This window comes from Streptomyces hawaiiensis (genome assembly GCF_004803895.1).
Classification (GTDB): Bacteria; Actinomycetota; Actinomycetes; order Streptomycetales; family Streptomycetaceae; genus Streptomyces; species Streptomyces hawaiiensis.
The window spans coordinates 3,615,064-3,631,489 of the sequence record NZ_CP021978.1; the positions used below are offsets into that span (position 1 = coordinate 3,615,064).

The 16,426-nt window shown below is 72.5% G+C and carries 15 protein-coding genes; 3 read left to right on the top strand and 12 right to left on the bottom strand.

Annotation, left to right across the window (positions count from 1 at the left end; translation table 11 throughout):
- Nucleotides 1-71: 71 nt before the first annotated feature.
- The 4 genes from CEB94_RS16470 to CEB94_RS16485 all read right to left on the bottom strand — a co-directional run bounded on the left by CEB94_RS16470 (nucleotide 72) and on the right by CEB94_RS16485 (nucleotide 3,421).
- Entirely contained in the window at nucleotides 72-1,064 is a 993-nt protein-coding gene (locus tag CEB94_RS16470) for a hypothetical protein (RefSeq protein WP_175432949.1), read from the bottom strand.
- A 57-nt stretch (nucleotides 1,065-1,121) separates the two neighbouring features.
- Nucleotides 1,122-1,823, bottom strand: a complete 702-nt coding sequence (locus tag CEB94_RS16475) for an LPXTG cell wall anchor domain-containing protein (protein WP_175432950.1) — start codon at nucleotides 1,821-1,823, stop codon at nucleotides 1,122-1,124.
- A gap of 416 nt (nucleotides 1,824-2,239) precedes the next feature.
- Nucleotides 2,240-2,800, bottom strand: a complete 561-nt coding sequence (locus CEB94_RS16480; protein ID WP_175432951.1) for an ATP-binding protein — start codon at nucleotides 2,798-2,800, stop codon at nucleotides 2,240-2,242.
- A gap of 243 nt (nucleotides 2,801-3,043) precedes the next feature.
- The gene (locus CEB94_RS16485; protein ID WP_175432952.1) at nucleotides 3,044-3,421 is read right to left on the bottom strand and encodes an STAS domain-containing protein; all 378 of its coding nucleotides are present in this window, start codon (nucleotides 3,419-3,421) and stop codon (nucleotides 3,044-3,046) included.
- A 250-nt stretch (nucleotides 3,422-3,671) separates the two neighbouring features.
- Here CEB94_RS16485 and CEB94_RS16490 point away from each other — a divergent pair, with 250 nt between their 5' ends.
- The gene (locus CEB94_RS16490; protein WP_381041476.1) at nucleotides 3,672-4,586 is read left to right on the top strand and encodes an RNA polymerase sigma factor SigF; all 915 of its coding nucleotides are present in this window, start codon (nucleotides 3,672-3,674) and stop codon (nucleotides 4,584-4,586) included.
- Between the two features lie 102 nt (nucleotides 4,587-4,688).
- Here CEB94_RS16490 and CEB94_RS16495 read toward each other — a convergent pair whose 3' ends face one another.
- The 5 genes from CEB94_RS16495 to hutU form a co-directional block, all read right to left on the bottom strand.
- Complete coding sequence (locus CEB94_RS16495; RefSeq protein ID WP_175432954.1) at nucleotides 4,689-5,009, bottom strand: hypothetical protein; 321 nt, start codon at nucleotides 5,007-5,009, stop codon at nucleotides 4,689-4,691.
- Between the two features lie 66 nt (nucleotides 5,010-5,075).
- Nucleotides 5,076-6,401: an imidazolonepropionase gene (gene hutI / locus CEB94_RS16500; protein ID WP_175432955.1), complete on the bottom strand. Its 1,326-nt coding sequence runs from the start codon at nucleotides 6,399-6,401 to the stop codon at nucleotides 5,076-5,078.
- Complete coding sequence (locus tag CEB94_RS16505) at nucleotides 6,398-7,750, bottom strand: formimidoylglutamate deiminase (RefSeq protein WP_175432956.1); 1,353 nt, start codon at nucleotides 7,748-7,750, stop codon at nucleotides 6,398-6,400. Before CEB94_RS16505 ends, hutI begins: the two co-directional genes overlap by 4 nt.
- The gene (locus CEB94_RS16510) at nucleotides 7,741-8,943 is read right to left on the bottom strand and encodes an allantoate amidohydrolase (protein WP_175437027.1); all 1,203 of its coding nucleotides are present in this window, start codon (nucleotides 8,941-8,943) and stop codon (nucleotides 7,741-7,743) included. The genes CEB94_RS16505 and CEB94_RS16510 overlap by 10 nt, the downstream gene beginning before the upstream one ends.
- Before the next feature lie 152 nt (nucleotides 8,944-9,095).
- The gene (gene hutU, locus CEB94_RS16515; RefSeq protein WP_175432957.1) at nucleotides 9,096-10,775 is read right to left on the bottom strand and encodes a urocanate hydratase; all 1,680 of its coding nucleotides are present in this window, start codon (nucleotides 10,773-10,775) and stop codon (nucleotides 9,096-9,098) included.
- Nucleotides 10,776-10,901: 126 nt separating this feature from the next.
- On the opposite strand from hutU, the gene CEB94_RS16520 reads away from it, so the two are divergent.
- On the top strand, nucleotides 10,902-12,275 hold the full coding sequence (locus CEB94_RS16520; protein WP_246111815.1) for a type III PLP-dependent enzyme domain-containing protein: 1,374 nt from the start codon (nucleotides 10,902-10,904) through the stop codon (nucleotides 12,273-12,275).
- 122 nt (nucleotides 12,276-12,397) lie between these two features.
- Here CEB94_RS16520 and CEB94_RS16525 read toward each other — a convergent pair whose 3' ends face one another.
- Together CEB94_RS16525 and CEB94_RS16530 are read right to left on the bottom strand one after the other, a co-directional pair.
- A complete protein-coding gene (locus CEB94_RS16525; protein WP_175432959.1) occupies nucleotides 12,398-12,982 on the bottom strand; it encodes a hypothetical protein in 585 nt (194 codons plus the stop codon).
- A 90-nt stretch (nucleotides 12,983-13,072) separates the two neighbouring features.
- Entirely contained in the window at nucleotides 13,073-13,915 is an 843-nt protein-coding gene (locus CEB94_RS16530) for a MurR/RpiR family transcriptional regulator (RefSeq protein ID WP_175432960.1), read from the bottom strand.
- 173 nt (nucleotides 13,916-14,088) lie between these two features.
- Here CEB94_RS16530 and CEB94_RS16535 point away from each other — a divergent pair, with 173 nt between their 5' ends.
- On the top strand, nucleotides 14,089-14,514 hold the full coding sequence (locus CEB94_RS16535) for a hypothetical protein (protein ID WP_175437028.1): 426 nt from the start codon (nucleotides 14,089-14,091) through the stop codon (nucleotides 14,512-14,514).
- Nucleotides 14,515-14,986: 472 nt separating this feature from the next.
- On the opposite strand, the gene CEB94_RS16540 is transcribed toward CEB94_RS16535, so the two are convergent.
- Entirely contained in the window at nucleotides 14,987-16,375 is a 1,389-nt protein-coding gene (locus CEB94_RS16540) for a cystathionine beta-synthase (protein ID WP_175432961.1), read from the bottom strand.
- Nucleotides 16,376-16,426 lie beyond the last annotated feature (51 nt).

Below are 16,426 nucleotides of genomic sequence, written 5' to 3' on the forward strand. Positions count from 1 at the left end.
GAGGGCCGTCGCATCCCTGGGGTGCGGCGACGCTGAGGGCCGTCGCACCCGCGGGGTGCGGCGGCCCTTCCTCATGTCCCGGTCGAACTCGGAGGGTCGGCGTCCGAAGCGAACCAGGGCGACGCCGGGGCCCGGCGGGGGGCGGGCAGCCGCAGACGGCGGGCCGGGCGGGCCGCGTGGCCTGGGCGGCCGGGCCGTACGTGGTCGATCACCGCCAGTCCCGCGCGGAACAGCGCCGCCGGGACGACGAGCAGGACGAGGACCCAGAACAGGGTCACGCCCCAGGGTCGGCCCACGCCCCAGGGGTGTTCGGCGAGCACCTTGCCGCCGTACTTCAGCGACACGGTGTAGTCGCCGTGCGCCCCGGACCCGAGCTCCACGGGCAGCTCGATGCGGGCCTTGCCGCCGGGCCGGATCGTGCCCCGCCACCGCTGGTCCTGCCACTCGGGGGCGAACACGCCGTGCGAGGTGCCGACCTGGAAGACCGGGTTCCGCACGGGGGACGTGCCGACATTGCCGACCGTGACCACGAGGGTCCGGGACGGCGGGGAGCCGAACCAGGTGAGCAGACCGCCGGAGCCCCGCAGCCGGGTGTCCGCGAGCAGGGACAGCCGTCCGCCGGCCGCTTCCGCGGGCAGCGGCTCGACGGCGTGCCCGGCGACCTGGAGGGCTGCGTCGGCCTCGGCCCCGGCTCCCGTCACGGTCGCCACGTGCACCACGCAGGGGCACGGCACCGGCGGCTCCACGACGGGCAGTTCACGGCGGAAGCGCCCGTCGGCATCGGTGGTGACGGCCCGGCCGTCGGCGTTGGCACAGGAGTTGGTGCCGCCGGTCACGCCCCGCTTCGGCTCGGCCTGCCCGCACACGAGCAGGGTCAGCAGGGCACGGGGTCGCCAGCCGCTGCCTCTGACGGTGACCGAACCACCCGTCCCCGCCTGGGACTCGGACAACTCGACCGCGGGCCGCCGCTCCACCGCTCCGACGGACCCGGTGCCCGCCAGGGCCAGCAGCAGCGCGAGCAGAACCGGCAGTGACACGTACGGAAGACGGGCGGCGGGCGGCATCGGCGGCTCCAGCGGTCGTGCGCTCAGCGGTGCACTGCCAGGAGGGGCGGGCGGCGGTCAACGGCCCGCCCGCGCCCCCTGGTGACGCCGGGTCAGCCACAGGGCACCCGCCGCGCCGGCGAGCAGGACCGTGCCGCCGAGGGTGCCGAGGGCGACGGCCGAGTCCTCGGGCCCGGTCTGCGGAAGCCCGGCACCGGTGTCGGAGCCGGAACCGGAGCCCTGGGTGGAGCCGGTGGTGTCGCCGCCGCTCGCGGCCGTGACGTCGAGGGTGAGGGAGGGGCCAGAGTCGTTCGTCGGGGTGCACGTGGTGGTCGTACCGAGCGCCTTGATGGTGAGCACACCGGCGGTGAAGGTGACCTTGCCGCTCTTCTTCGGCGTGTACGTGCCGCTCAGGTCACTGATCTTGATGGGCGTGTTGGCCGGGATCGCGGCGTCGTTGGCGGGGCCGCTCACCGACAGGGTGCCGCTGTCGGCGCCGCCCAGGGCGATGGTGGCGCTCGGCGTCATCGCGCCCTTGCCCAGTTCGACCGGGCTGGAGGAGACACCCTTCTGCCAGGACATGGTGATCCGGTAGCCGCTGCCGCTCCTGACGCCCTTGATGTCGATGGGCGAGACGGCACTCTTGTCGCCGATCGGCGTCTTGCACTGGTAGTTGACGTCGACGACCTCGGCCCGGGCGACGGGGGCGGCCATCCACACCGCCGACCCGGCCAGGGCCGCGGCGGACGCGAGCGCGGCGGTTCGTTTCCGGTACGACACGGTGCCGCTCCCCTTCCTGTTACTGACGGCGCATCAGATAGGGCCGTCAAGGTACGCCCGGGACCTTGAGGAAGGAAGACACAGTGCGCGCCGGATCCGCGGGCGGGCGGTCACCCGTTCGGACGCAGCGCGGGTGCTCGCACGAACCGGGAACCCGACAGGTACACCCAGGGTTGGACAGATACGCCCAGAATCAGGCATAGACGCCGATATAAGGCCGACATGCTCAAAGCCGGTCGGGTGTGCCTGGAATCAGGCAGGCACGGCGGGGTCGGGCGGGGTGCGCCCGGGACAGGCGGATGCGCCTGGCTTCAGCGGGGGTGCGCTCGGCTTCTGGCGGGCGGGTCCGGCTTCAGGCGGGTGGGCCCGGGGTCAAGCAGGCCCGCCCGGGATCAGGCGGGCATCCGCGATCGGGATCAGGCGGGTGCGCCCAGTTCCGCCCACACCGTCTTGCCGGAGACTCCCGGCGTACGGACGACGCCCCAGTCCAGGCACAGGCGCTGGACGATGAACATGCCGTGGCCGCCCGGGCGTCCCGCGCGGTGCGGGGTGCGGGGGGCCGGCTGGCCGGTGCCCCGGTCCGCGACCTCGACGCGGATCACCTTGTTGTCGCAGGTGATCCGCAGCTGGTCCGGCCCCTCGGCGTGCAGGCAGGCGTTGGTGACCAGCTCGGAGACGACCAGCAGCACGTCCTCGGCGGCGGCCCGCTGATCGGCGGAGGCGGCGGGCAGCCAGCCCCACGCGTACAGCGCCTGGCGGGTGAAGTCGCGGGCCAGCGGAACCACTCCGCTCTCGTCGTCGAAGCTCAGCCGGCGCACCTGCGGGCCCCCCGCAGGTGCCGCCGCTCCCGGCGGCGCGCCCACGCCCACGCCCTCGCCGGACGCACCGGCCGCCGCTACGCCACCCTCGGACGCCCCGGAAGCGCCGCTGGGCTCCGGCCCGCGGTCGCCCGGCGAGTAAGGCCGGGTGGTGCTCATCAGCGCTTCACCTCACCGATTCACCAGTTCACGATTCAAAAACGTCACTACACAGTCAGTCACGCAGCGCGCGGCACGACGGTTTCGCGGCGCCCCCGCCACCCTGGTGACCGACAGGTTCAGGATGTCTCCTGCCCGGGCGGACCGACGGAACACCCATGTATTCGGCACGAAAGACGTGACGGGGCTGGGACACCGGTCACAGGGGAATGGCCGAGGCGCCGCGCACCGACACACCGCCGGTCAGCCCGACTCGTCGGCCAGGGCCGCCTCGAGCGAGTCATGGACGCTGAAGACCGCATCCGCACCCGTGATCTCGAAGACGCGCGCCACCACCGGCTGCATGCCGGCGAGCGAGACGCCGCCACCGGCGGCCTCCGCCTTCAACCGCGCCCCGAGGAGCACGTTGAGCCCCGTGGAGTCGCAGAACTCCAGGCGTGCGCAATCGATGACCAGGCGCTTGAATCCCTTGGCGAGGCAGTCCTCGAGTGGCTCACGCAACACATCGGCGGTGTGGTGATCCAACTCACCCGCCGGGGTCACGACGGCACTAGAGCCCTCTTCCCGCACCTCCACCAGAAGCCGGCCAGACTGTGCGCTGCCGACCGTCCCGCGGTCCATGCCGTCTCTCTCTCCCGACGTCGAGGTGGTTGCTGACGCCCTCGAACACTACGCCTTCCCCGCACAGTCCGACACCCGAACAACTACACACAAACGGACATATGCCCACAGAACGCACTTGCGGTGGGCTCGGGAAAGCGGGTAGGCCTAGTAAGGACACGTACCCGACACGGCCGGCTTTGGAGGCGCCGCACACCGCAGTGCACCTAACGGCTCCGGCAGCCATATGCCGAGAACGATGGAGGACATCATGTCACCCCGGCTCGACGGATCGCGTACCCAGAAAGCGACGTCGACACCCCCTCCGGAACATCTGGATCCCATCGAGCAGAACGAGATGCTCGTCACACAGGACGGCCTTCTCGCCGGACTTCCGGACATCCCCCCGTACGAGGAAGTCGACGCGGTCGACGCCCGGGCCCTGTCAAAGACCCTCTTCGAGCGTCTGGAGACGCTGGAGGAAGGGACCCACCAGTACTCGTACGTCCGCAACACGCTCGTCGAACTGAACCTCGCGCTGGTCAAGTTCGCCGCCTCCCGGTTCCGCTCCCGCAGCGAGCCGATGGAGGACATCATCCAGGTCGGCACCATCGGCCTGATCAAGGCGATCGACCGCTTCGAGCTGTCCCGCGGTGTGGAGTTCCCCACGTTCGCGATGCCGACCATCGTCGGCGAGATCAAGCGCTTCTTCCGCGACACCTCGTGGTCCGTGCGCGTTCCGCGGCGGCTCCAGGAGCTGCGGCTCGACCTGGCCAAGGCCGGTGACGAGCTGGCCCAGAAGCTGGACCGCGCCCCGACGGTGGCCGAGCTGGCCGAGCGCCTCGGCCTCTCCAACGACGAGGTCGTCGAGGGCATGGCCGCGTCGAACGCCTACACCGCCTCCTCGCTGGACGCCCAGCCGGAGGAGGACGACTCCGAGGGTGCGCTCGCGGACCGCATCGGCTACGAGGACCACGGGCTCGAAGGCATCGAGTACGTCGAGTCGTTGAAGCCGCTGATCGCCGAACTCCCGCCGCGCGACCGGAAGATCCTGTCCCTGCGCTTCGTCGCGGGCCTGACCCAGTCGGAGATCGGCGAAGAGCTCGGCATCTCGCAGATGCACGTCTCGCGTCTGCTGTCGCGGACGCTGGTGCGGCTGCGCAAGGGGCTGACCGTCGAGGAGTGATCCCTCGACCCGGGTGAACGAACGTGTCCTTCGGGGGCGGGCCGCGACGGCCCGCCCCCAGGCGCGTGCCACCGGCGGTTCCCCGGAGGTTCCGGCTGTCTCTCAGCCGTTGAGGATCAGCGCCGCCGTCGGGAGCAGCGGGGCCGTCAGGCTCAGCAGCCAGTAGGTGTGCGGAGCCAATGCCGTCCTGCGTCGGAGCGGCCTGTTGGCGAGCCACCAGATCAGGCCGTACAGCGTGACGACGGGGACGACGATCACGAGCCAGAGGGCCATGCCGTCGTTCTCGGTGGGCTCCCGCACGGTCCAGCCGCCCTCGGCGAGCGGCCAGTTCACCGCGAGGTACCACAGCAGCCAGAAGGGCACCACGCCCGGGATCCCGAGCAGCACGTTCACCACGAGTGGTACCGACCAGTGCTTCGCCATCCGCCCCCGCCCTCCGATGATGCCGGTCGTCCGCCGACGCGACACCGCATTATGCGCGGCCGGTGATCACACCACCCGCTCTCCGCGCCGCCACACCCCGCTGACCAGCGGGACGCCGGGGCGGTAGGCCAGGTGGACGTGGCTCGGGGCGTCGAGGAGCGTCAGGTCCGCGTACGCGCCCGGTGTGAGACGGCCGACGTCGTCGCGCCGCAGGGCCGCCGCGCCGCCCGCCGTGGCCGACCACACAGCCTCGTCCGGGGTCATCCCCATGTCCCGTACGGCCAGCGCGACGCAGAACGGGACGGACGAGGTGAAGGACGAGCCGGGGTTGCAGTCCGTGGACAGCGCGACCGTGACACCGGCGTCCAGCAGCCGCCGCGCGTCCGGCCACGCGGCCCGCGTGGAGAACTCGGCGCCGGGCAGCAGGGTGGCGACCGTACGACTGCCGGCCAGGGCGTCCACGTCCGCGTCCGTGAGGTGGGTGCAGTGGTCGGCGCTGGCGGCGTCGAGCTCGACCGCGAGCTGCACGCCGGGGCCGTACGACAGCTGGTTGGCGTGGATGCGGGGGTGCAGGCCCCTGGCCTTGCCGGCGGTGAGGATCGCGCGGGCCTGGTCGCCGTCGAAGGCGCCCTTCTCGCAGAAGACGTCGATCCAGCGGGCGTACGGGGCGCAGGCGTCGAGCATCTCGCCGGTGACGAGGGCGACGTAGGACGCCGGGTCCTGCGCGTGGTCCGGGGAGACGATGTGGGCGCCGAGGTAGGTGACCTCGTCGGTGTGGGCGGCGGCGATGCGCAGGGCGCGGGCCTCGTCCTCGACGGTCAGGCCGTAGCCGGACTTGGTCTCGAAGGTGGTGGTGCCCTGGCGCAGGGCCTCGCGGAGGTAACGGGTGAGGTTGGCCTCGAGTTCCTCGTCGCTCGCCGCCCGGGTGGCCGCGACCGTGGTGCGGATGCCGCCCGCGCTGTACGGCCGCCCGGACATCCGGGCGTTGAACTCCTGCGTCCGGTCGCCCGCGAAGACGAGGTGGGAGTGGGAGTCCACGAAGCCGGGGATGACGGCCCGGCCGCCGGCGTCGACCCGGTTGTCAGTGGCGGGTGCTTTGCTTTGATCACCGGTCCACGCGATGCGGTCGCCTTCGATGACGACGGCCGCGTCCTGGATCAGTCCGAGGGGGGAATCTCCCCCACTCTCGAATGTGCTCGAGCGGGGGGACCCCCATCCGAGGGAGGGGTCGTTGGTGACCAGGGCGGCGATGTTGGTGATGAGCGTGCTTGCGGTGCTCGCGGAGTGGGCGGGGCTGACGGTCGTCGCGTTGCTCATGGCGTCCTTGCTGGCCTGGTCGGCGGTGGGCCGGGGTTCGGGGGCGGACCGCCCGCAGGGGCGGCCCGGGGTCATCCGCGCAGGGCTTCGACGGCGTCCGCGAGGGCGTGCGGCACATCCGGTACGAGCGAGTGCGCCCCGTCCCGCACGACGTGCCGCCCTGCCACGACCGTATGCGACACGTCTGCTGCCGACGCGGCGAATACGGCCGTCTCGGCCCCGAGTCGCGCAAGCGGCCCTGCCGTCCTGACCGAGTCGAGGGCGAGGGTGGTGAAGTCGGCGAGCGCGCCGGTCTCCAGGGTGCCCGCCTCGTCCCAGCCGAGGGCCGCGTGGCCGTCGGCCGAGGCCGCCCGCAGGAGGGCCGCCGCCGTCCAGTGACCTCGGGTACGGGTGCGCAGCCGCTCGTTCAGCTCCATGGCCCGCGCCTCCTCGAGCAGGTCGATCACGGCGTGGCTGTCGGAGCCGAGGCTGAGCGGCGAGCCGGCCCGCTGGAGGGCGACGGCGGGTCCGATGCCGTCGGCGAGGTCCCGCTCGGTGGTCGGGCACATGCAGGTGCCGGTGCCGCTGCCGCCGAGGAGGGCGATGTCCTCGTCGGTGAGGTGGGTGTTGTGGACGCCGGTGGTGCGCGGCCCGAGCACTCCGTGGTCGGCGAGCAGCCGCGTCGGGGTGCGGCCGTGGGCCTCCCGGCAGGCGTCGTTCTCGGCGGTCTGCTCCGACAGGTGCACATGGAGCGGGGCCCGCCGCTCCCCGGCCCACCGCGCGACGGTCGCCAACTGGTCGGCGGGTACGGCCCGTACGGAGTGGATGGCCGCCCCGATCCGTGCGTGATCCCGTTCCTTGAGAACTGAACAGCGTTCGGCCCAGGCGTCCGCGGTGCCGTCGGAGAAGCGGAGCTGGGGGTCGGTGGGCGGCTGCCCGAAGCCGGAGGAGAGGTAGGCGGTGTCGAGGAGGGTGATGCGGATCCCGGCTTCGGCGGCGGCCGCGATGAGGGCCTCGCCCATCGCGTTGGGGTCGGCGTAGGGGACGCCGCCGGGGGCGTGGTGGACGTAGTGGAACTCGCCGACGGCCGTGATGCCGGCCAGGGCCATCTCGGCGTACACGGCGCGGGCGAGGGCGTGGTAGCTGTCCGGGGTGAGCCGGGCGGCCGTGGCGTACATGACCTCGCGCCAGGTCCAGAAGGTGCCGGAGCCGACCTGGACGGTGCCGCGCAGGGCCCGGTGGAAGGCGTGGCTGTGGGCGTTGGCCAGGCCGGGGAGGGTGAGCCCGCGCAGCACCTCGGCGCCGGGGGGCGGGGCGGGGGTGCCGGTGCGGACGGCGGCGATGCGCCCGTCTCGGACGTCGAGGGCCACGCCCGGCTCGACGTGGGTGGCGAGCCAGGCGTGCTCCAGCCAGTACGTCCGCGGGGCTGCTGTCGTCACCTGCACGCCAGTCCTTCCAGTACGTCGGCGAGTGCGAGTACCCCGGCCACGCAGTCGTCCTCGCTCGCGGACTCGGCCGGGGAGTGGGAGACGCCGGTGGGGTTGCGCACGAACAGCATGGCGGTCGGGATGCTCCCGGACAGGATCCCGGCGTCGTGTCCCGCGCCGGTGCCCAGGACGGGGACCGTGAGGTCGGTGTCCGTGGCGAGGATGCGGGAGAGTTCGTCGCGCAGGGCGTGGTCGAACTCGACGACGGGGGTGAAGGACTCGCGGACGACGTCGAGGTCGATGCCGTGTGTGTCCGCGTACTGCCGGGCCGCCTTCTCGATGCCACCGACCACGGTGTCGAGGCTCGTCTGGTCCTCGGCGCGGGAGTCGAGCCAGCCGCGCACGAGGGAGGGGATGGCGTTGACGCCGTTGGGCTCCACGGCGATCTTGCCGAAGGTGGCGACGGCTCCGGCGAGTTCGGCCTCGCGCCGGGCGGCGAGGACGGTCTCGGCGTAGGACAGCATGGGGTCGCGCCGGTCGGCGAGCCGGGTGGTGCCGGCGTGGTTGGCCTCGCCGCGGAAGTCGAACCGCCACCGGCCGTGCGGCCAGATCGCGCTGGCGATGCCGACCGGGTCGCCGGACAGGTCGAGGGCCCGGCCCTGCTCGACGTGCAGTTCGACGAAGGCGCCGATGCGGGCGAGCCGTTCGGGGTCGGCTCCGATGGCGTCGGGGTCGTGTCCGGCGCCCTCCATGGCGCGCGGCAGTGTCACGCCGTCGCCGTCGGTGAGCCGGTGTGCCTGCTCGCGGGTGAGCTGCCCGGCGGTGAGCCGGGACCCGACGCAGGCGAGCCCGAACCGGGCGCCCTCCTCGTCGCCGAAGTTCACGATGCCGAGGGGCCGGGTGAAGCGGGCGTGCCTGCCGCGCAGTTCGTCCAGCGCGGCGAAGGCGGACACGACGCCGAGGGGCCCGTCGAAGGCCCCGCCGTCCGGCACGGAGTCGAGGTGCGACCCGGTGACGACGGCGTTCCCCTCGGCGGGGTCCCCGAGCCAGGCCCACTGGTTGCCGTTCCGGTCGATCTCGTAGACGAGGCCGCGCGCCCGTGCCTGCCCCTCGAACCAGACCCGGCATTCACCGTCGGGCCCGGTCCAGGCGAACCGGCGGTAGCCTCCGGAGGCGGGGTGACGCCCGATGGGGAGCAGGTCGCGCCACATCTGGTGGAAGGAGTCACCGGCACCGGCTGATCCGGGCTGGGACCCGCCGGGCTGCGGGAAGGCGTTCCGCACGGCGGGACGGGTGGGCACAGCCGGACCCGCGCACGGCGGCGACGCGTCAGCCCCCGCCGAAGGGTTGCCGTTCGGCGCAGTCACGCGTCGTCACCCTCACGCATCGGCACCCGCACGCCGCGCTCCTCCGCGACCGACTCCGCGATGTCGTACCCGGCGTCGACGTGCCGGATGACGCCCATGCCGGGGTCGTTGGTGAGCACCCGGCGGATCTTCTCGCCCGCGAGCGGCGTGCCGTCGGCCACCGTCACCTGCCCGGCGTGGATCGACCGCCCCATCCCGACGCCGCCGCCGTGGTGGATCGACACCCAGGACGCCCCGGACGCCACGTTCACCATGGCGTTCAGCAGCGGCCAGTCGGCGATCGCGTCGGACCCGTCGAGCATGGCCTCGGTCTCCCGGTAGGGGGAGGCGACCGAACCGCAGTCGAGATGGTCGCGGCCGATGACGACCGGGGCGGCCAGCTCCCCGCTCGCGACCATGTCGTTGAACCGCTCACCGGCCTTGTCCCGCTCGCCGTAGCCGAGCCAGCAGATCCGGGCGGGCAGGCCCTGGAAGTGGACGCGTTCGCCGGCCATCTTGATCCAGCGGGCGAGGGACGCGTTTTGAATGGACTCAGCCTCCGGGAAGAGGTCGAGGATCGCCTTGTCGGTCTTGGCGATGTCGGAGGCCTCGCCGGACAGGGCGGCCCAGCGGAAGGGGCCCTTGCCCTCGCAGAACAGCGGGCGGATGTAGGCGGGTACGAAGCCGGGGAAGGCGAAGGCCCGGTCGTATCCGGCGAGTCGGGCCTCGCCGCGGATGGAGTTGCCGTAGTCGAAGACCTCAACGCCGGCGTCCATGAAGCCGACCATGGCCTCGACGTGCCGGGCCATGGACTCGCGGGCCCGGGTGGTGAAGCCGGCCGGGTCCTTGGCGGCGGCGTCGGCCATGTCCTCGAAGGCGGTGCCCAGCGGCAGGTAGGCCAGCGGGTCGTGGGCGGAGGTCTGGTCGGTCACGATGTCGACGGGCGCGCCCATGGCGAGGAGCTGCGGGAGGAGTTCCGCGGCGTTGCCGAGGACGCCGATGGACAGCGGGCGGCGGGCGTCCCGGGCTTCCGTGGCCAGCCGCAGGGCGTGGTCCACCGAGTCGGCCTTCACGTCGAGGTACCGGTGCTCGATGCGCCGCTCGATGGCACGCGGGTCGCAGTCGATGCAGATCGCCACGCCGTCGTTCATCGTCACGGCGAGCGGCTGGGCACCACCCATGCCGCCGAGACCGGCGGTCAGGGTGATGGTGCCGGCCAGCGACCCGCCGAACTTCTTCGCGGCGACGGCGGCGAAGGTCTCGTAGGTGCCCTGGAGGATGCCCTGGGTGCCGATGTAGATCCAGGAGCCGGCGGTCATCTGCCCGTACATGGTCAGGCCCAGCTGTTCGAGGCGGCGGAACTCCTCCCAGTTGGCCCAGTCGCCGACGAGGTTGGAGTTGGCGATGAGGACGCGCGGGGCCCATTCGTGGGTCTGCATGACGCCGACGGGGCGGCCGGACTGGACCAGCATGGTCTCGTCCTGCTTCAGCCCCTTGAGGGTGCGCACCATCGCGTCGAAGGAGCGCCAGTCGCGCGCCGCCTTGCCGGTGCCGCCGTAGACGACGAGCTTGTCGGGGTGCTCGGCGACCTCCGGGTCGAGGTTGTTCTGCAGCATCCGCAGGGCGGCTTCCTGCTGCCATCCCAGGGCGCTCGGTTCCGTGCCGCGCGGCGCTCGGACAGGGCGGGGTCCTGACATGGTCTGCCTCCTGGGGGTGCTCCCGGCGGATGTTGCTGCTTCTATTCACATCCTGGCCCTATGAATAGAGCTAGTCAATACGTCGGGACACCGGCGCGGCGGTGCCGCGGATGTTTCGCTGGATGCATGGGCGCACACATCGAGGCGGAAGCAGCGGACGACACCGGCGCCGGGCGGGCGGCCCGGCGGGACGAGGCGGTGCGGGCCGCCGTGGAGCAAGGGCTGCTCGGGCCCGCCAGCCCCATCGTCGGGTTGCTGGACGTCACCGGCATCCGGGAGTCGGCGGCTCAGCTGCGGGCGGCGTTCGCCGCGGTGACGGCGCCGGGCACGCCCGTGCTGCACGCCTTCGCGGTGAAGGCGACCCCGCTGGTGCCGGTCCTGCGGCTGCTGCGGGAGGAGGGCGTCGGCGCGGAGGTCGCGAGCCCGGGTGAGCTTGCCCTGGCGCAGGCGGCGGGCATGCCGGCGGAGGCGACGGTGCTCGACTCGCCCGCGAAGACACCGGCCGAGCTGCGCGAGGCACTGTCCCTGGGCATCGCCGTCAACGCGGACAACCCGCAGGAGCTGGCCCGGATCGACGCCCTGGTGCCAGCGCGGGGCAGCCGTTCCCCTCTCGGGATCCGGGTGAATCCGCAGGTCGGCGGCGGCTCCATCGAGGCGTTGTCCACGGCGACGGCCACCTCGAAGTTCGGGGTGGCGCTGCGCGACGAGGGGGCCCGGGAGTGGGTCGTCCAGGCGTATCTCGACCGGCCGTGGCTGACCCGGCTGCACGCGCACACCGGCTCCCAGGGCATCCCTCTGGCCCTGATGGCACGGGGCGTGGCGGAGACGTACGCGCTGGCGGAGGAGATCAACCGGCGGGCCGGGCGGCGCCAGGTCGACACGCTCGACATCGGCGGCGGCCTGCCGGTGAACTTCGCGTCGGACGCGACGACCCCGACGTACGCGCAGTACGCGCGGCTGCTCGCCGAGAAGGTCCCGGAGCTGCTCGACGGGCGGTACGGGCTGGTCACCGAGTTCGGGCGGTCACTGCTGGCGAAGCACGGGACGGTGGTGGCACGGGTCGAGTACGCGAAGACCTCCGGCGGGCGGGCGGTGGCGGTGACCCATGCCGGGGTGCAGGTGGCCGCGCGGACCGTGTACGCGCCGGAGAGCTGGCCGCTGCGGATCTCCGCGTACGACGCGAAGGGGCGGCCGAAGAACGGGCCGGTGGTGGTGCAGGACGTCGCCGGTCCGGCCTGTTTCGCGGGGGACCTGCTGGCGCAGGGCCGGTCCATGCCGCGGCTGGAACAGGGGGACTACGCGGCGGCCCTGGACACGGGGGCGTACTACTTCGCGCATCACTACGGGTACAACTCGCTCGTGCGGCCCGGCGTTTACGGGTTCGGGCCGGGTGGGCGCTTCGCGGAGGTGCGCAAGGCCCAGACCGTGGAGGAGGTGGTCGCCGAGTCCGGTGGGGCGCGGGTGGATGCGTTGACGCAGCCGCCGTTCGGGCTCGCGTAGTCCCCGGGCCGCGGGTGCGTGGCGGCTGGGCCGGGTGGTCGACCTCCAGCTTGTCGAGTTCCTCGAACATCGCGCCCACGCGGCGCAGCCGCACATCGATACAGCCCCGCGCCCCTGAAGGGTCACACCAGCGCCGGCGGCTTCCTTCGGGCCCCGCCCGGGGCCGCGTCCCCCGCCGCGATGCCCGTGCTGCGGTACGCCTTGACCCGCTTGCCGGCCGGGTGCGCCGCTCCCCCGCGCAGCCAGTCCACCCGGGCCCACAGCAGCGCCTCGTCGGCCTGTTCCCGGCGGCCCAGCCAGGCCGACTTCAGCCACAGGCCCGCGCCGCAGCCGGCCAGGAGCATGCCCCCGGCCGCGGGGACCGCGAAGGCGCTGCCCAGGGCGGCGAGGAAGGCGAGGAGGAGCCACCAGCGGTTGCCCCGGCGCCAGTTGCGTACCGTGACCGCGCGGTCCTGGAGCACGTCGTGCTTGCCGGCGCGGGACGCGGAGGCCGCCAGGGCCGCGTAGCGCTTGCGGCGGCTGTAAGCCACGGCGGCGGTCGCCAGGACGAAGAGGGCCGCCCCGGTCAGAACGCCGATGCGGCGGCCGGTCAGGCCCGGTGCGAGCAGGCCGATGCCCGCCGCGAAGACGCCCAGCCACCACAGCGGGGCCGCTCCCGCCCGTACGACGACGGCCACCCGGGCCAGTCCCTGTCCTCCACGTGTCACGTCCAGCCTCCGTCCGGTCTCCGAAGCCTCTGGGAGACGTACGTTAGCGACGGTGCGTGAGACGAATCTGAGAAGACACCGCGCGTGCCGTCAGTCGACGAACAGGCCCCGCGCCGCCGCCTTCGTGTCGAACTCCTCCAGGCGGGACTGGGCCTGGGGCAGGTCGTCGCACATGGCCTCCAGCAGGACCCGGCCGAGCAGCATCGGCGCACAGGCCGTGTCGAAGGCCAGGCCGGTGCCGACGGCGGCGGGGAGCAGCAGGTCGGACACCTTGGCGACGGGTGCGAAGGCGGAGTCGGCGACCGTGACGACGGTCAGCCCGGCCTCCTTGGCATAGGCGAGGGTGTCGACGACCTCGCGGGGGTGCCGGGGCAGCGCGAAACAGAGCAGTGCGCTCGCGCCGGCCCGGACGGCGGCGTCGATGCGGTCCTGGAGCATCGTGCCGCCCTCACCGAGCAGCCGTACGTCGGGGTGGACCTTGGCGGCGAAGTAGGCGAAGCCGTGCGCCTGGGCGGCAGCGGCCCGCAGGCCGAGGACGAGCAGCGGGCGGGAGCCGGCGAGGACGCCCCCCGCCCGCTGCACGGGAGCGGGGTCGGCCAGTGCCTCCGCCAAGTGCCGCAGGTTCTCGATCTCGGCCTCGACGGCCTGCTGGTACTCGTTGTGGGCCCCGGCCTCCGCAGCGGGTTCGGCGGGGGCGACCTCGCGCAGATGGCGGCGCAGGGCGGGGTAGCCGTCGAAACCGAGGGCGACGGCGAACCGGGTCACGGACGGCTGGCTGACCCCGGCCAGCTCGGCGAGTTCCACGCTCGACAGGAACGGCACGTCGGCGGCGCGCCGCACCATGCTGTGCGCGATGCGCCGCTGGGTCGGCGTCAGCCGGTGGCCCTCGAAGAGCGCCTGCAGCCGCGCGGCAGGGCTGTCGGTCACGCTCATGACGTGCTCCCCCTCGCCTATTCAGTAGCTGAGGATTCTGCATGAGCATATGCAGAGCGGCAAGCCGGGACCGGAGGACGCCGGCCGTACGTCCGGTAACCCCCTGCGGAACAGGGGGGCTAACCCCAGTGCGGCCGGCTGCGGCGCTTTCTACCGTGGACGGCATGACGGGAATGGACGCGCGGGACGCCGACCTGAAGAAGGAACTGGACGCCACCCTGCACGCACGCAGAGATCTGGGCGAGGAGTACGAGTCGGCGCTGGTCGACTCGTTCCTGGAGAAGGTCGACCAGCGGATCGACGGCGCGGTGGAGCGCCGGGTGCGCCGGCAGCTCGCCGAGCAGCAGATGCAGACGGCCCGGGACTCCCGGTCGCCGAGGGTCACGGACTCCTGGGGTGAGCGGTTCGGCTTCGGGATCGTGTCCCTGGTCCTCGCGGTGCCGCTGTCCGCGATCGGCGGGGGCGTGGCGCGCCTGCCCGGCCTGCTCATCGCCTGGGCGGGCATCGTCGGCGTCAACGTCGTCCAGGCGGTCCGCGCCGACCCGAACCTCTTCGGCCGCCGCCGCAAGTCCTCCCAGGACAGTGGCTGGGAGGACTGAGCGCGTCCGGCAGCAAGGCCTGGCGCGTCGGTGACGTGGGTGCGCAGGACGAGCGCGGTCAGGTCGTCGGGCGAGGCAGAGGCCGAGGCATGCGGGGAGCTTGCACGCGCCCCTGGCAATCCCGCGGTCACGAGCGCCGGAAGGGAGTTGCGCGGGGACCGCCGCACCCCCGTGAACGGGGGGCGGGACGACGGCGGTCCCCGCGAAGGACGCGGGCCCGGTCAGGCCGGGCTTGCGCGTCCGTGGCGTCCGTGGAGGTCCGGGAGCCGCTCCGGAGGTCCTGTGACGCCGTTCGGCGCCGGCCCGGGCGGGGAGCCGCTCCCGCCCTTGCCGACACCCACCAATGTGCAGGACGTGTGTTAAGCGGGTGCTGCGCGGACGTGACACCCGCGTACCGGTTCCGCGAAGTCCGCGAAGATCACGGATGCCGCAAGTTCACCCGGTTCACGGGCAGTTCACCGGATGTTGGCCGTCACTTCCCGGTGCGGGCGAGGAAGGACAGCAGGTCCTGCCGGCTGACCACACCGGTCGGCTTGCCCTCGACGAGGACGATCGCCGCGTCCGCCTTGCCCAGCACGGCCATCAGGTCGGCGACGGGTTCGCCGGAGCCGACCTGGGGCAGCGGGCCGGACATGTGCTTCTCCAGCGGGTCCTCCAGCGAGGCGCTCTTGCTGAACAGCGCGTCCAGCAGCTCGCGTTCCACGACCGAGCCGACGACCTCGGCCGCCATCACGTCGGGGTGGCCGGCGCCCGGCTTGACGACCGGCATCTGCGAGACGCCGTACTCGCGCAGCACCTCGATGGCCTGACCGACCGTCTCCTCCGGGTGCATGTGGACGAGGGAGGGCATGCGGTCGCCCTCCTTGTCGTTCAGGACGTCGGCGACACGGGCGCTGGGGCCCGCGTCCTCCAGGAAGCCGTAGTCGGCCATCCACTCGTCGTTGAAGATCTTGCTGAGGTAGCCGCGGCCACTGTCCGGCAGCAGGACCACCACGACGTCGTCCGGACCGAGCCGCTCGGCGACCTCGAGCGCGGCCACCACCGCCATGCCGCAGGAGCCGCCGACGAGCAGGCCCTCCTCCTTGGCGAGGCGGCGGGTCATCTGGAAGGAGTCCTTGTCGGACACGGCGACGATCTCGTCCGCGACGGTCCGGTCGTAGGCGGTCGGCCAGAAGTCCTCACCGACGCCCTCGACGAGGTACGGCCGGCCGGAGCCGCCGGAGTAGACGGAGCCCTCGGGGTCGGCTCCGACGACCTTCACCGAGCCGTCGCTGATCTCCTTCAGATAGCGGCCGGTCCCGGAGATGGTGCCGCCGGTGCCCACGCCCGTCACGAAGTGGGTGATCTTCCCCTCCGTCTGCTCCCACAGCTCGGGGCCGGTCGAGTGGTAGTGGGAGAGCGGGTTGTGGGGGTTGGAGTACTGGTCGGGCTTCCAGGCTCCGGGCGTCTCACGGACCAGCCGGTCGGAGACGTTGTAGTACGAGTCCGGGTGCTCGGGGTCGACGGCCGTCGGGCAGACGACGACCTCGGCGCCGTACGCGCGCAGTACGTTGATCTTGTCGGTGCTCACCTTGTCGGGGCACACGAAGATGCACTTGTACCCCTTCTGCTGGGCGACGATGGCGAGCCCGACGCCGGTGTTGCCGCTGGTCGGCTCGACGATCGTGCCGCCGGGCTGGAGCGCGCCGCTCTCCTCCGCCGCCTCGATCATGCGCAGGGCGATGCGGTCCTTCACCGAGCCGCCGGGGTTGAAGTACTCCACCTTGGCCAGGACGGTCGCCCTGATGCCTTTGGTCACGCTGTTGAGCTTCACCAGCGGGGTGTTGCCGACGAGGCTGATCATCGAGTCGTGGAACTGCACCGTTGTCTCCGGATGCCGCAGAAGTGGTCTGTGTGGTGCCGCCAGCCTATG